At 64.2% G+C, this 14,188-nt stretch carries 12 protein-coding genes; all 12 read right to left on the minus strand.

What is annotated here, in order from left to right:
- Positions 1-337 precede the first annotated feature (337 nt).
- Positions 338-1,708: an NAD(P)(+) transhydrogenase (Re/Si-specific) subunit beta gene (locus DFO50_RS13405; protein ID WP_107889049.1), complete on the minus strand. Its 1,371-nt coding sequence runs from the start codon at positions 1,706-1,708 to the stop codon at positions 338-340.
- A gap of 9 nt (positions 1,709-1,717) precedes the next feature.
- On the minus strand, positions 1,718-2,011 hold the full coding sequence (locus tag DFO50_RS13410; protein ID WP_028500346.1) for a proton-translocating transhydrogenase family protein: 294 nt from the start codon (positions 2,009-2,011) through the stop codon (positions 1,718-1,720).
- A gap of 11 nt (positions 2,012-2,022) precedes the next feature.
- A complete protein-coding gene (locus tag DFO50_RS13415) occupies positions 2,023-3,141 on the minus strand; it encodes a Re/Si-specific NAD(P)(+) transhydrogenase subunit alpha (RefSeq protein WP_028500347.1) in 1,119 nt (372 codons plus the stop codon).
- Positions 3,142-3,438: 297 nt separating this feature from the next.
- The gene (locus DFO50_RS13420) at positions 3,439-4,179 is read right to left on the minus strand and encodes a TSUP family transporter (RefSeq protein ID WP_036386852.1); all 741 of its coding nucleotides are present in this window, start codon (positions 4,177-4,179) and stop codon (positions 3,439-3,441) included.
- Between the two features lie 153 nt (positions 4,180-4,332).
- Entirely contained in the window at positions 4,333-5,148 is an 816-nt protein-coding gene (locus tag DFO50_RS13425) for a mechanosensitive ion channel family protein (RefSeq protein WP_112692705.1), read from the minus strand.
- Between the two features lie 101 nt (positions 5,149-5,249).
- A complete protein-coding gene (locus DFO50_RS13430) occupies positions 5,250-5,630 on the minus strand; it encodes an MAPEG family protein (RefSeq protein WP_107890301.1) in 381 nt (126 codons plus the stop codon).
- 93 nt (positions 5,631-5,723) lie between these two features.
- Positions 5,724-7,049, minus strand: coding sequence for a hypothetical protein (locus DFO50_RS13435; protein ID WP_158537463.1), 1,326 nt, complete (start codon positions 7,047-7,049; stop codon positions 5,724-5,726).
- A 67-nt stretch (positions 7,050-7,116) separates the two neighbouring features.
- Positions 7,117-8,490 (minus strand): hypothetical protein, encoded by a 1,374-nt coding sequence (locus DFO50_RS13440; RefSeq protein WP_112692707.1) that lies wholly within the window; start codon positions 8,488-8,490, stop codon positions 7,117-7,119.
- 43 nt (positions 8,491-8,533) lie between these two features.
- On the minus strand, positions 8,534-9,892 hold the full coding sequence (locus DFO50_RS13445; protein ID WP_146745092.1) for a hypothetical protein: 1,359 nt from the start codon (positions 9,890-9,892) through the stop codon (positions 8,534-8,536).
- Between the two features lie 36 nt (positions 9,893-9,928).
- Complete coding sequence (locus DFO50_RS13450) at positions 9,929-11,296, minus strand: hypothetical protein (RefSeq protein WP_146745093.1); 1,368 nt, start codon at positions 11,294-11,296, stop codon at positions 9,929-9,931.
- Positions 11,297-11,348: 52 nt separating this feature from the next.
- Entirely contained in the window at positions 11,349-12,695 is a 1,347-nt protein-coding gene (locus DFO50_RS13455; RefSeq protein WP_146745094.1) for a hypothetical protein, read from the minus strand.
- 64 nt (positions 12,696-12,759) lie between these two features.
- Positions 12,760-14,100, minus strand: a complete 1,341-nt coding sequence (locus tag DFO50_RS13460) for a hypothetical protein (RefSeq protein WP_146745095.1) — start codon at positions 14,098-14,100, stop codon at positions 12,760-12,762.
- Positions 14,101-14,188: the final 88 nt, after the last annotated feature.

Raw genomic sequence — 14,188 nt, forward strand, 5'->3', positions numbered from 1 at the left:
TCTCAAAAGAACTTCTGAAAGTTCTTCCTTGACTGTGTAAGCCTTGCTTTTCAGCAAGCGCCTACACTTATCGGTTGTCTGTTTTGTTAAAGAGCGTTTTTCCGAACTGAATCAGCGACTTGCTGCTTCGTTCGGCGCTGCGTCGTGCAGCGAGGAAGCGAACTATACGTCTGCCGTGCCGGTCCGTCAACGCTTTCGGCAAAGAAAATCTGATAATTTTCTCAAAAAACGAAAAATCGGTTTGTTTTTCAGTGTTTTGCACAATTATCTCGATTCTTCCCCTCCATGAAAAAACCGCCGGGCGAGCCCGGCGGTTTCTGGGTACAGGGTCGAAAAGTTACTGATCTGCTGCCTTGAGCAGGTCTTCGACCACTTTTTTCGCGTCGCCGAACACCATCATGGTCCGATCCATGTAGAACAGATCGTTGTCCAGACCGGCGTAGCCTGCCGCCATCGAGCGCTTGACCACCAGCACGGTGCGCGCCTTGTAGGCTTCCAGGATCGGCATGCCGTAGATCGGGCTGGCCGGGTCTTTCTGGGCGGCCGGGTTGACCACGTCGTTGGCGCCGATCACCAGCACGACGTCGGTGGTGGCGAAGTCGGTGTTGATCTCCTCCATCTCCTGCACCTGCTCGTACGGCACGTCGGCCTCGGCCAGCAGCACGTTCATGTGCCCCGGCATCCGCCCTGCGACCGGGTGGATCGCGTAACGTACCTTGACCCCCTTCTCGGTCAGCAGCTTGGCGAACTCCTGCAGTGCATGCTGGGCACGGGCCACGGCCAGGCCGTAGCCCGGGACAATGATCACGCTGTCGGCATTGGTCATCAGGAAGGCCGCGTCATCCGGGCTGCCCGATTTGTAGTTCTTCGGACCCGAACTGGCTGCACCCGCCGCCGCCGGGCCGGAACCGAAGCCGCCCAGCAGCACGTTGAAGATCGAGCGGTTCATCGCCTTGCACATGATGTACGACAGGATGGCACCGGACGAGCCCACCAGCGAACCGGCAATGATCAGCACCGGGTTGTTGAGGGTGAAGCCGATACCGGCTGCCGCCCAGCCCGAGTACGAGTTCAGCATCGACACCACGACCGGCATGTCCGCGCCGCCGATCGGGATGATCAGGGTCACGCCCAGCACCAGCGCCACGGCCAGCATGGCCAGGAAGGCGGCGTGCGCCTCGGTCAGGTAGTAGGCAATGCCGAAGCCGATCATGGCAATCGCCAGCACCAGGTTCAGCAGATGCTGACCGTTGAACGACACGGCCTTGCTGCCGAACTTGCCCGACAGCTTGCCGTAGGCAATGACCGATGCGGTAAAGGTGATCGCACCGATAAACGCGCCAATGAACAGCTCGATGCGCTGCACGCCGGTATGGTTGGCGCCTTCGTGGAAGATCGCCGCGACGGAGATCAGCACGGCGGCCAGGCCGACCAGCGAGTGCATGGCGGCGACCAGTTCCGGCATTTGCGTCATCTGCACGCGCTTGGCCAGGGTGCCGCCGATCAGGCCACCGATGATGACCGCGCCGCCCATCAGCCCCCAGATCGGCTTGTCAGCCAGGGCCAGGGTGGTGATGAACGCGATCGCCATGCCGGCGATGCCGTAGAAATTGCCCCGCTGCGCCGCTTTCGGCGAAGAGAGCCCCTTGAGTGCCAGGATGAAGCAAATGGCGGCAATCAGATAAAGGATTGCGGTGATATTTTCCATCGCGTCCTCTTATTTCTTCTTCTTGAACATTTCCAGCATGCGCTGGGTCACCATGAAGCCGCCGAAGATGTTGATCGACGCCAGCAGCATGGCCAGGGTGCCGAGAACCGACGTCAGCGTGATTTCGCTGCCGTTGATCTCGACCACCTGCAGCATGGCGCCAACGATGATGATCGACGAGATGGCGTTGGTGACGGCCATCAGCGGGGTGTGCAATGCGGGAGTGACGTTCCACACCACGTGGTAGCCGACGAAGATCGCCAGTACGAAGATGGTGACACTGGTCACGAACGGATCGACCATGATGTCTCTCCTTATGACTGACCGAAGCGGACCTGGCCCTGGTGGGTCACCAGTGTGGCAGCGAGCAGGTCGTCTTCGAGATTGAGTTGGAATGCGCCGTCCTTGCCGAACATCAGGTTCAGGAAGGTCAGCAGGTTCTTCGCGTACAGCGCCGAGGCATCGGCGGCGACCAGGCCCGGCAGGTTGGTCGTGCCGACCAGGTATACGCCGTTGTCGGTCTGGCAGACCTCGCCCGGACGGGTGCCCTCGCCGTTGCCGCCGGCCTCGGCCGCCATGTCGATGATCACGCTGCCGGCCTTCATGCCGGCAATGGTGGCCGCCGACAGCAGCTTCGGTGCCGGTTTGCCCGGAATCAGCGCGGTGGTGATGATGATGTCGGCGGCACGCGCGTGCTTGTCGACCAGTTCACCCTGGCGGCGCTTGTAGTCGTCGCTCATTTCCCTGGCGTAGACGCCATCGCTGGCGGCCTTTTCCTCGTCGGTCATCGGCACTTCGACGAACTTGGCACCGAGCGATTCGACCTGTTCCTTGGTGGACGGCCGCACGTCGAAGGCTTCGACCACGGCACCCAGGCGCTTGGCGGTCGCGATGGCCTGCAGGCCGGCGACGCCGACGCCGAGAATCAGCACCCGAGCCGGTTTTACGGTACCGGCGGCGGTCATCATCATCGGCATCATGCGCGGGTAGTACTGGGTGGCCAGCAGCACGGCGCGATAGCCGCCGAGGTTGTTCTGGCTGGACAGGACGTCCATCGACTGCGCACGCGTGGTCCGCGGCAGCAGTTCCATGGCGAAAGCGCTGACCTGCTGCGCCGCCAGTTGCGGCAGCAGCGTGTTCTGGTACGGCTTCAGCTGGCCAATGAGGATGGCACCGGCTTTCAGCGCGGCGATGTCCGCAGCCTGCGGCTCGCGCACGGTCAGCACGATGTCGCCGCGGCCGAGCAGTGTCGCGCGGTCGGCGACGATTTCCGCCCCGGCCTCGCTGAACACCGCATCCGGCACGGCTGACGCGACGCCCGCTCCGCTCTGCACGGCGACGGCATGGCCGGCCTGCACGAGCTTCTTCACCGTTTCCGGCGTAGCGGCGACCCGCGTCTCACCCGCGCATTCGGCGGGAATGACGATTTGCATGGTTACCTCGTTTGGATGGTTGGAATGAAACCGGTAAACCGCCCCGCACACGCACCCGGCGCGGCGTTGCAGTGCAATCTGTTGAATATTTCAAACACTCGTTTGAAAATGATCATCCGCATTCAAACGCATATCTTGTAATTTGAAAAGCATTTTCATGGCAATGGCACACACTCGCCACTGTTTTTTTGCAGCGCAGCAATTGCCGGGACGGTGGCAGGTCGCCGCGCCGCGCAGGCACAAACGACAAACCCCGGTCGACATGTCGGACCGGGGTGGATTCGGATCTGACGTCACTCAGCCGATAGGGACGAACAAATCGTAGGCAAACTTCCCGATCAGGATACTGAGCAGAATCAAGAATAGGACACGTATGAATCCGGCGCCGCCCCGTATTGCCAGATGCGTGCCGACCAGGCTGCCGGCCACATTGGACACCGCCATCGGCACCGCAAAGCCGAACAGGATATGCCCGGCCGGGATGAAGAAGCTCAGCGCCGCCAGATTGGTCGCCAGGTTGACGAACTTGGCCGCCGCCGATGCGTGCAGGAAGTCGAACGCAAAGAAGCGGATGAACAGGAAGATCAGGAAGCTGCCGGTACCGGGGCCGAAAATGCCGTCGTAGAAACCGATGGCACAGCCGATCAGCACGGCGATCCAGCGCTCGCGCGTGCCGATGACGGCCGGCGCATGCAGCTTGCCGAAGTCTTTTTTCCACAGCGTGTAGGCCGCCATGCCGATCAGCATGACCAGCACGGCCGGCTTCATGACCGCTTTCGGCACCAGGCTGACGGCGGCGGCACCGACGAAGGCGAACACGAACGCACAGCCGGCCGCCGGCAGCACCAGCGACCATGGCAGCCGGACCCGGGTCATGAAGCTGCGGGCCGCACTGCCGGTACCGAAGATGGAGGAGAACTTGTTGGTGCCGAGCAGCGTGGCCGCATCGACCCGCGGCAGGGTATTGAACAGCGCCGGCACCTGGATCAGCCCGCCACCGCCCACTGCGGAATCGATCAGCCCGGCGGCAAACGCCATGACACAAAGAAAAACAACATCGTAGAGCACAGCGTTTGCCCGCCGGATGGCGGCCTGTAGGGCATAGGGGGGGCAAGCCTAGCCCGCTGGCCGGGGGGAGTCAAAACCTGATCTTCATCCGTCTCGCCACCGGCCAGCTCCGTACCATGACCGTTACCGCTGCCGGACCAGCACCGGCTGTTCGGCCGGCGGCAGCTGGTTGTCGCGTGCCACGTCGCTGATCGCCTGATTGGTGGCGAAATACACATCCCAGTACACGTCGTTGTGACAGAACGGCCGTACCGCCAGCACCGGGCCGGCCAGGTTGAACTCCAGCAGTTCGACCGAGGGCGCCGGGTCGGGCTGCACGCCGGGCAGCGTCGACAGCCGGTTGCGCAGGGCAGCGGCCACGGCGACGATATCGACGCCATTGGCCAGCTGCATCTTCAGGTCGACACGCCGGTACGGGTTGGCGCTCAGGTTGACGATATTGTCCGAAAACAGCTTGTTGTTGCCGACGATGGTATGCAGATTGTCCAGCGTGTCGATGGTGGTGGCGAACAGGCCGATATCGCGCACCGTGCCGACCACGCCCCCCGCATTGATCATGTCGCCGACCTGGAACGGCCGCAGCACCATCAGGAACAGTCCGGCGGCAAAGTTGGCCAGCAGGCCGGACCAGGCCACGCCAATGGCCAGGCCGGCCGCCGCCAGTACGGCCGCGAAGGTGGTGGTCGCGATGCCGAGCACCGACAGCACGGCAATGAACAGCAGCAGTTTCAGGAATACGTTGAAGGATGCTTCAAGATAACGCGCCAGCGTGGTGTCGATCTTCCGCACTGTCATCATCCGCGCAAAAGCCGCACGCAGTCCCCTGATGACGAAACCGCCAATCCACCACAGCAGCAGCGCCCCGATCAGCTTCCACGCAATCGGCAGCAGGTTGGCGATCACAACCGCCTGTATCGACGACAGGGACAACGTTTCCATGTGCCTCTCCCCCCGGATCCATCAAGTCAGATAGTTAATACTGCTTGTTGTAGGCAACCCGTTGGCAGGCGCAAGCCCGATTTGCCTGGCCGGTATGCACCTCAGGCAAACACGCGCATCAACCCGAGCAGTGCAGCCAGCAGCAGCGCCAGCCAGGTCAGCAGGATGCCCAGCACGCGCGGTGGATTCGGGGCCGGCATGGCAATGCCGAACGGGTGCAGTATGCGCCCGGCCAGCAGCATGGCGCCCACGGCATGCAGCCACGGCGCCGACACGCCCGCCGCTTCATCCAGTGCCAGCAGCAGCAGGGCCAGCGGCACGTATTCGGCAAAATTGCCATGTGCCCGCATCGCGGCACGCAGCGGCGGCTGGTCGCCGTCACCCAGACTGACGAGACAGCGGCGACGCTGTCGCGACACATTGCATGACAGCAGCAGATAGACCAGCGTCAGCAGGCAGGCGTAAGCAAGCGAAATCGTCATGGCAACCTTCCAGATGGAATATCCGGCAGCGAGCATGCCACAAGCAGGTCGCCGGCAACAGTTTCCGGAAACCTGCGGCCAGCGCAACACGGATCACAGATCCATCGTGTGCATGGCCAGTGTCACCTCGCGGCCGATGCGCTGCCGGAAGACGGTGCAGACCCGATCGAACCCGTCAAAGCTGGTGTGCGGCTGCAACGAGACGCCGGTGACCGGCAGATTTCCCCGGGCCATCACAGGGGCGCTGCCCGCGGCGCCCTGTCGCAGATCGAATATCTGCAGCGCGCCATCCTCATAGGCAATCGCCACCAGCCGGTTCAGCAGCGAGAATGCGATGCTCTCCGGCCGCATGGCCCCGCTCTGACCGGTCCGGGGAGGGATATCCCGCGGCAGCCTCGTTTCCCGCCCGTTGCCCAGGTCCTGCAGCACAATGTCATTGCAATTCCCCTCCCCGATGCACGAGCACGAACGCATCAGGAAGCGTTCATCGGGAGACAGCCGGAACAGGGCGTGATTGCCGCCCGCGAACGAATACAGCGTCACGTCTCCGTCCCGGCTGAATGCATAGCCCCGCGTATACGAGCCGACAAACAGGCGGCCGTCGTCCGCGACCGAGATCTGGAACAGATTGGCATCGCTGATGCGGGCATCCAGGCTGACCTGATCCCGTTCGCGGTCGTAGCATTGCAGGCGGGTTTCGCCCGGACCAGCCGTGTTGCTGGTCGCGATCGCCACGAAACGTCCGCTGCGCGACAAGTCCACCGTGTGCGGTGTCGTGGAGCGCGCCATCGGCAGACGGACCAGCTGCCTGCTGTCCGTGTGGTAATAGTGCAGTTCCCTGTCCGCATTCATCAACAGCCAGCAATCCGGCGGCGGCCGAAGAAAATGCTTGCTGCTGTTGATCCGGGGTATGGCGGCGGCGGTCCGAAAGCCGTCGGGCAGCGTCAGGGGCATTATCTGCCCGGCCCGGACCACATACTTCGCCACCAGAAGGCTCTGCACATCCTGTCCCCAGACGATGACCCGTCCGTCTCGCGTCAGCGCGCGAGTGGCCAGGTCCAGCATCCTGACCCGGGATTCGACGGGATGCTGCACCCTTTCGCCGGCCCGTCCGGCAACAGGCAGGCGGCCCGCATGATGCAGGCTGGCCAGGCAGGCGGCAGCGTGGAAGCCGCTGTCGGCCCATGGCTGCGCGGCAGGATGGCAGCGGAGGGTGCGCAGATCCCCGGCCGCCACTGACGGGTCCTCCTCCTGCCGGATCAGCGCCAGCGCCGCCCGTTCCATCATCCTCGGCGTAACGGCGTCAAGGAACACCGAGGACACCGATTGCACCCTCCCCAGGTCCGCCAGTGACAGGTATTGCGCCACCAGGGACCACTCGTCGGATCGCCGGGCCAGTGCCGGCAGGTTCAATGGCATATCGAGAGGTGGCATGATGGTTTCCTGTGCGGGAGTAAAACAAGCCGTGCGAAGCGAGGCCGGCCACTCAGTCCGGAGCAGCCAGGCCGAGATGGAGTGTGTGCCGCCCCAGCGACAGCCCCCGGTCCGACCGGTAGCCAAACACCGTATGGACCTGATCGAATCCGCTCATCCTGATGATCAGCCGCTCCAGCCGTTCAATACAGCACAACTCCGCCCGTGCCAGCCGGCGGGCGCCATGGGCATCCTCGTGGCGCAGGTCGAACACCAGGATCAGCCCGTCGTGATAGGCAACGGCCGCCAGCGCATTCAGCGCCGAGAACGCGATGCTGGCAGGCTTGCGGCATTGCTGCCCCGGCCTGACCGGCTCCATGCGCGGGAGAAAAACGTAATGCCCGCTACGCTGGTCGTCCAGCAGCAGACTCCCGCCATCCAGACCGGGCCGGATCAGGAAGCGCTCGTCCGGTGACAGGCGGAACACGGTCTCAGTCAGGCAGGACGGGTCCGGCACCAGTGGATACGGATAGGGCTGGGGCCGGGCCCCGGGGCCGGCCCCGGTGTCAATTGCATAGCCGCTCAGCGGCGAGCCCACAAAGATCCTGCCGCTTTCCGACACCGAAATCTGGGCCGGCCAGCAATCCGCGATCAGGGTGTCGGTGCTCAGGCAATCCCGCACCCGGTCGTAGCACTTGACCAGGCAGCCGCCGTCACTGCGCCAGGTCGCCATCGCAACGCACCGCCGGTGCGCAGACATGGCGGCCATGAAGAGGCGGCCTTCCCCCCCAGGCAACGGCAACGTCAACGGCGTGAGCGTCTCCGTATCCAGGCAATAGAGGGACGGGACACACTGCAGGTCGCCGATCAGCAGGCCGGCAGGCCTGGGCGTCAGGAATGCCTTGGCCGCCCCGATGCCCCCGGCCCCGCAGGGATAGGGGGCATAGCCGTCGGGCAACGAGAGTGGCTGCTGCTGCGTGTCGCCAACCAGGTGCCGGGCGACGCGGTGCTGTTCCAGGTCGAAATGCCAGGCGATGGCGCGTCCGTCCTGGACCTGCGGCAACAGGTCGAACCGGTGCATGATGCCGGGCAGGGCAATGGACGCCTGCTGCATGGCCAGGCTGCCTTCGCCGGCCTCGCGACATACATGCCACAGGCTCGCCATGCATGCCGTCGCATACAGCCCCTTGTCCGCCCATTTCCGTGTCGCCGGGTGGAAGCGGAACTGACGCAGGTCGTCGCCCGACACGGCATTGCCTTCCTCGCGCCGGATCAGGTCCAGCGCTGCCCGTTCCATCATTGTCGGTGTCACCGCATCCCGGCACGCCGTGGAGACGGCACACAGACGCCCCAGATCGGCCAGCGACAGAAACTGCGCCACCGATGGCCACTCATCGGCCCGCCGGATCAGGCCGGGCAGTATCGACGGCACGCCAGTCAGCGGCATGACATCCCCCGCCGCGAGTGGCAGGCCGCCACGGCACCCTTCATCAGGCTGCCCCGCCCTGCGCGAGTGACAGGGTATGCAGGCTCAGCCGGGCACCCTGCGCCGTCCGGTGGGAAAAAATCGTCTGCACCACATTGAATCCATCAAAGCGGACTGCCACCTCTCGCAGCGGCTGCTCGACCAGTATCCCTGCGGTTGCCAGCACCCTCGCCTCTTCCGCCATGTCCCGCCGCAGGTCGAAAACCTGGATCAGACCGTCCTCATACACGACGGCGACCAGCGCATTCAGGATCGAGAAGGCCAGGCGCAGCGCGTGCGCGCCAAACGGCGGCTCGGGGGCCGCTCCGCGAGGCAGCCGGATCTGCCGCTCGCCATCTTCCAGAATCAGGTCGCCAATGTTCCGCCCGACCCTCATGTCGGACCGGACCAGAAACTGTTCATCCGGCGAACACAGGTAGGTATTTCTGGTCGAGTCCACCAGCTCGACATGGCAATCGTGCCGGAAAGCCTCGACTTCTCCCGACGGCAGGATCAGGAAATCTCCCTGAAACCCGGCACCAAACACCCGGCCGTCACTGGCCACCGACAGCTGGTGCACCATGCAGTCGGCAAACCGGTAACTCGCATACATCCGGTCACGGTCACGGTCATAGCAATCCACGGTGCAACTGTTATCGGCGTCATGCTCGATCGCGGCCACGAAACGCCCGCTGGACGAGCAGGCAGCGATCAGGATGCCTGTCTGTTGTCCCCGCAACGGCAACGAGACCAGTTCTCCGGTATCCGCACGGTACAGGAAGAGCTCATGGTGCAGATTGCCAAGCACCCCCCAGCCTGCCTGCGGGACAAGGAACTGCCTTGCCGCCCCCATGCTGTTGAGCGAATTCCGGAAGGGCACCAGCCCAGCGGGAAGCTGCAATGGCGCCCATGGTCGGGAACTGACGATCAGTCGCTGTGACCGCTGGCTGTCGGGATCGATATACCAGGCGATGACCTGCCCGTCGCGGGCCTGCGGCATCAGGTCAAGGAGATGGGTGGAACCGGGCAGCTCGATCCGTTCCTCGCGGGTACCGGCATGGCCGGCCCGTGTTCCGGTGCGCACCAGGTGCAGACTCGCCACGCATGCCGTCGCATACCGCCCGGCCTCGACCCACTCACGGGTTGCCGGATGAAAGCGAAAGTCGCGCAGGTCTTCGGCCGATACCGTCGCGCCCTCCTCCTGGCGGATCAGGTCCATCGCAGCCCGCTCCATCATGCCCGGCGTGACCGCATCGCGGCATGTCGTCGACACGGCACGCAAGCGCCCCAGATCCGCCAGCGACAGATATTGCGCCACATACGGCCATTCGTACGGCCGCCGGGCCAGCGTCGACAGCATGGATGGCCATTCATCAAGCGGCATGCACCCTCCCCGGGATCAGTGAATTGTGCGGCAGGGTCAGCCGTGCTCATGCCGGCCAAGGAACAGGACATGCCTGCCCAGCCGGGGGCCGTGCTCCGTCCGGTAGGAGAAAATCGTGCTCACCTGACCGAACCCGTCAAACCGGATCGCCGCATCACCAAGCCGATGCCCGCACGACACGACCGCCGTTGCCCGCACGGGCGCCCCCTGCTCCGTCGCCTGCTGCAGGTCGAACACCTGGATCAGGCCGTCCTGGTACACCACGGCGGCAAATGCATTCAGCACCGAAAATGCAATGCCTATGGGGTAGATGCCAGACTGGTCGGGCAGGGGCGCCTCCCCGCGCGGCAGCGGGATCCATTGCCCGTCGTGCGTCAGGGAGAGGTCGCCAATGCCGCGCCCGACCCGCATGTCGGACTGGATCAGGAAATGCTCGTCTGCAGAAATCCGGTATATCGTTCTGCCGACCTCCTCCGGCCCGACAGGGCGCTCATGCGGGCAGAACACCATTTCGCCGGACGGTTGCAGGCACAGGTTGCCCTGATGGCCGGCAATGAATACCTGTCCGTCACCGGCGACCGACACCTGGTGGTGGGGCAGGCTGCCGGCAAGCCGGATATTCACGAAAAATCGGTCTCCCTCGCGGTCGTAGCACTGCACCACCGTGTCTTCACCCTCGCTGCTGTACTCGACCATGGCCACGAAGCGGCCATTGCACGAGCAGGCGGCAAGCAGGCTGCTATCCGGCCTCCGCACCAGCGGCAGGGCGACCTGTGCTCCCGTTTCCGCCTGGTACAGATGAAGCTCGCGCGCAGGGTTCGTTACCACCCGCCAGTCCGCCAGCGGCACAAGAAACTGCCTGGTCGTGCTTATGCACCCCATGCTGTTCCAGTGCGGGATCAGCCCGCCGGGCAACGACAGCGGCTGCCACGGTTCATTGCTGACGATCATCCAGCGCGCCCGGAGACTGTCAGGGTCGGCGTACCAGACAATCACGCGTCCGTCGCGGGGCTGCGGTATCAGACCGAGGCCATGCAGGGTACCGGGCAGATCGATGGCTTCCTGGCGCACGCTGACCTGCCCGGCCTCCATCTCGGCACGCACGTGGTACAGGCTTGCCACGCATGCCGTCGCGTGCAGCCCTGCATCGACCCATGCCCGGGTCGCCGGATGGACACGGAACCCTTGCAGATTCCCCGCCGAGACGGCGCGGCCTTCTTCCTGCCGGATCCGCTCCAGTGCCGCCCGCTCCATCATGCCCGGCGTAACGGCATCCCGGAGCGTCGTCGACACCGAGCGCACGCGCCCCAGATCTGCCAGCGACAGATACTGCGCCAGATACGGCCACTCATCAGGGCGGCAGACAAAATCCGTCAATGTCAAAGGCATTGAAATGGACAGCATGATCACTCCTTATGAGTATTGTGGCATCAGCCGCCACGGGGCCATGTTCCGGTCAGACCGAACCGTGCTGGCCGAGATACAGGGTGTGCCTGCCCAGCGAGGACGCATCCGGACCCAGCAACGTCGTGCACACCCGGTCAAATCCGTCAAAACAGATCTGCGGCTGCATCAATCCGCCCGGCCAGGGAAAATCCGCTTCCGCCGCGACCTGGGCACCCCATGCATCCTTGCGCAGCAGATCGAACACCCTGATCACGCCATCGTAATAAACGACAGCCGCCAGGGCATTCAGGCTGGAGAACGCCATACCGGCCGGATAAGTCGAACAGCCATGCGGCCGGCATGGCGTCGCGCGGGGCAGAACGCACCGGGTGCCGTCTTTCATGTCTTCCAGGACGATGTCGCCACATTCACTGCTCTGACCCAGACCGGAGCGGATCAGGAAGCGCCCGTCCGGGGACAGCTGGAACAGGCTGTTCAACCGGTATCCGTACGGGAATGGCTCCGGTTCGTCACCGGCCCGGAACAGATAGCCGCGCTGCTGCGCGCCGGCAAATACGCAGCCATCGTCGCCCACCGAAAGCTGGCACAGCATGCGATCGGCAATCCGCCGGTCCACGCTGATGCTGTGCTGTTCGCGGTCAAAGCACGACACCCGCCCCTCCTGCCCGCATGACGCCACCGCCACGAAACGGCCGTTGGCGGAAAGGGCGGCCATGAACGGGGCGGCCACCGGCGGGAACGGAAGGGGAATCAGCTCCCTTGTTCCGGCATGAAAGAGATGGCACGCATTCAACCGGCTCGAGAGCACCCACCAGTCCGGCGGAGGCGAAAGAAAATGTCGCGACACATGAATCCCCCCCATATTCAGGGTGCCGAAGCAGGGTTCGAGCCCGTCGGGCAGTTGCAGCGGCATCACCTGCCCCGGTCCGACGAGGTACCGGACCAGAGGCTGGCCGACAAGACCCGAATGGAGCGCGACGGCCCGCCCGTCCCGGGTCTGGCTCGTGCCGGCCAGCCGCAGCATGCCGCCCGGCAGCGCGATGGTGCTGTTCCGGGCATCGATCTTCCCGGCCTCCGTTTCCTTGACCACGTAGTGCAGACTGGCAACGCAGGCTGCCGCGTAGTGTCCGGCATCCGCCCATGTCCGCGCCGACGGATGGCAACGAAGATGATGCAGTTCCTCGACCGATACCCGCTCCCCCTCCTGCCGCCGGATAAAAGCCAGCGCCGCCTGGTCGATCAGGCCGGGCGTCACCAATTCGTTGAGTGACGCGGATACGGAACGCAGGCGCCCGAGATCCGCCAGTGACAGCAGGCGCAACACTGCCCGTCCCTCGTCCCGGCCGATCAGTTGTGAAAGAAAGGATGGTGACGGCACGCTGGAAAGAGCCTGCATGGTAGAACCTCCTGATGGGTGAACGGGGGACCGCAGGGGCGGCAGTCCGCATGCCTGACGCCATTCAGTCCTGCCCCGGATGGCCCAGGTGCAGCGTATGGACGGCAAGCGTGCCGTCGAAATGCCGGAACACGGTGTGTATCCGGTTGAACCCGTCGAAATTGATGAGGGGCTGCATCTGCACCCGTGCATGGGGGAGTTCCGCATCCGGGCAAATGACGCAGGAAGACATTTCCCCTCGCCCCGGGTCGAAGACCTGTATCACTCCGTCGTGATAGGCAACGGCAATCAGCGCGTTCAGCGGCGAGAAGGCCATGCTGGCCGGCCGGGCGAACCACGCGGTCGACCGCGAAGGCCGTTGCCGCAACAGGACGATGTCCGTCCCGCGCAACCGGTCCTCCAGCGTGATGGTCCCGGTGCCATCCGTGGAATAAACGCCGGACCGGATCAGAAAGTTTTCGTCCGGAGACAGGCCGTACAGGCAACCGGGCAGATGAAGAAACGGGACGATTTTCAGCATGTCTTCGGTGCCGAACTGATATCCCTGTGCCTGCGACCCCACGAACAGGGCGCCATCACTGGCAACGGACAACTGGCACAGCTGGGGGTCGCTCACGACCCTGTCCACGCAGAGACGGTCCAGCTCACGGTCATGGCATTTCAGGTGGCAATCACCGTTCCTCTCCTGCGCCGCCCATGCCACGAAGCGGCCATTGCCCGAAACGGCAGCCATCCGTATGCGTTCCGGACGCGGCTGCGGCAGGTCCGCCAGCTCCGCCGTGCCGGCTCGCCAGACACACAGCGTGTGGTCAGGTCTGGCGAGCACCCAGTAGTCCGGCCGCGGCACCAGAAACTGCCGTGCCGTGCCGATTCCACCCTGATGCGCCGTACGCGGCACGGCCATCGTCCCGTCAGGCAGGGCATACGGGCAAGCCTGCCCGGCACGGATCAGATACCGGACCGGCCGGTTGTCCTCCGCGCTGGAGTGCCAGCATACGATGCCCCCGTCCCGCGGCAGTGGCATCAGGTCGATGCTCGTCATCCGGCATGACGGCACCACCGGCGCCACCGTCGCCTGCAGGTTCCCGTCGGCAATGGCCTTGCGCGCAAGGTGCAGGCTCTGCAGGCAGGCTGTGGCCGGCAAGTTCCGGCACAGGTCGCGAGCGGCCGGATGAAAGCGAAAACGCTGCAGATCCTCGGCCGTTACCGCTTCCCGCTCCTGCCACCGGATCGCGTCCAGTGCGGCACGTTCCATCATCTTCGGCGTCGACGCCCCGGTGAAGTCCCTGGACACGCTGTTCAGGCGGCCAAGATCTTCCAGTGACAGATACTGTGCCAGGTAGGGCCAATGGTCCGCACTCCGGGCCAGGCCCTGCAAGGTGGGAGGCAATAAATACGGCGACATGACAATCCCTCCTGCCGGATGCAGAAAAAACCCGGCGATGCAGACAACTGAGGACCGGACCATCGACGACGGCCGCCTCCTCCTTTCG

The organism is Microvirgula sp. AG722, from assembly GCF_003269145.1.
In the GTDB taxonomy this organism is placed as follows: Bacteria; Pseudomonadota; Gammaproteobacteria; order Burkholderiales; family Aquaspirillaceae; genus Microvirgula; species Microvirgula aerodenitrificans.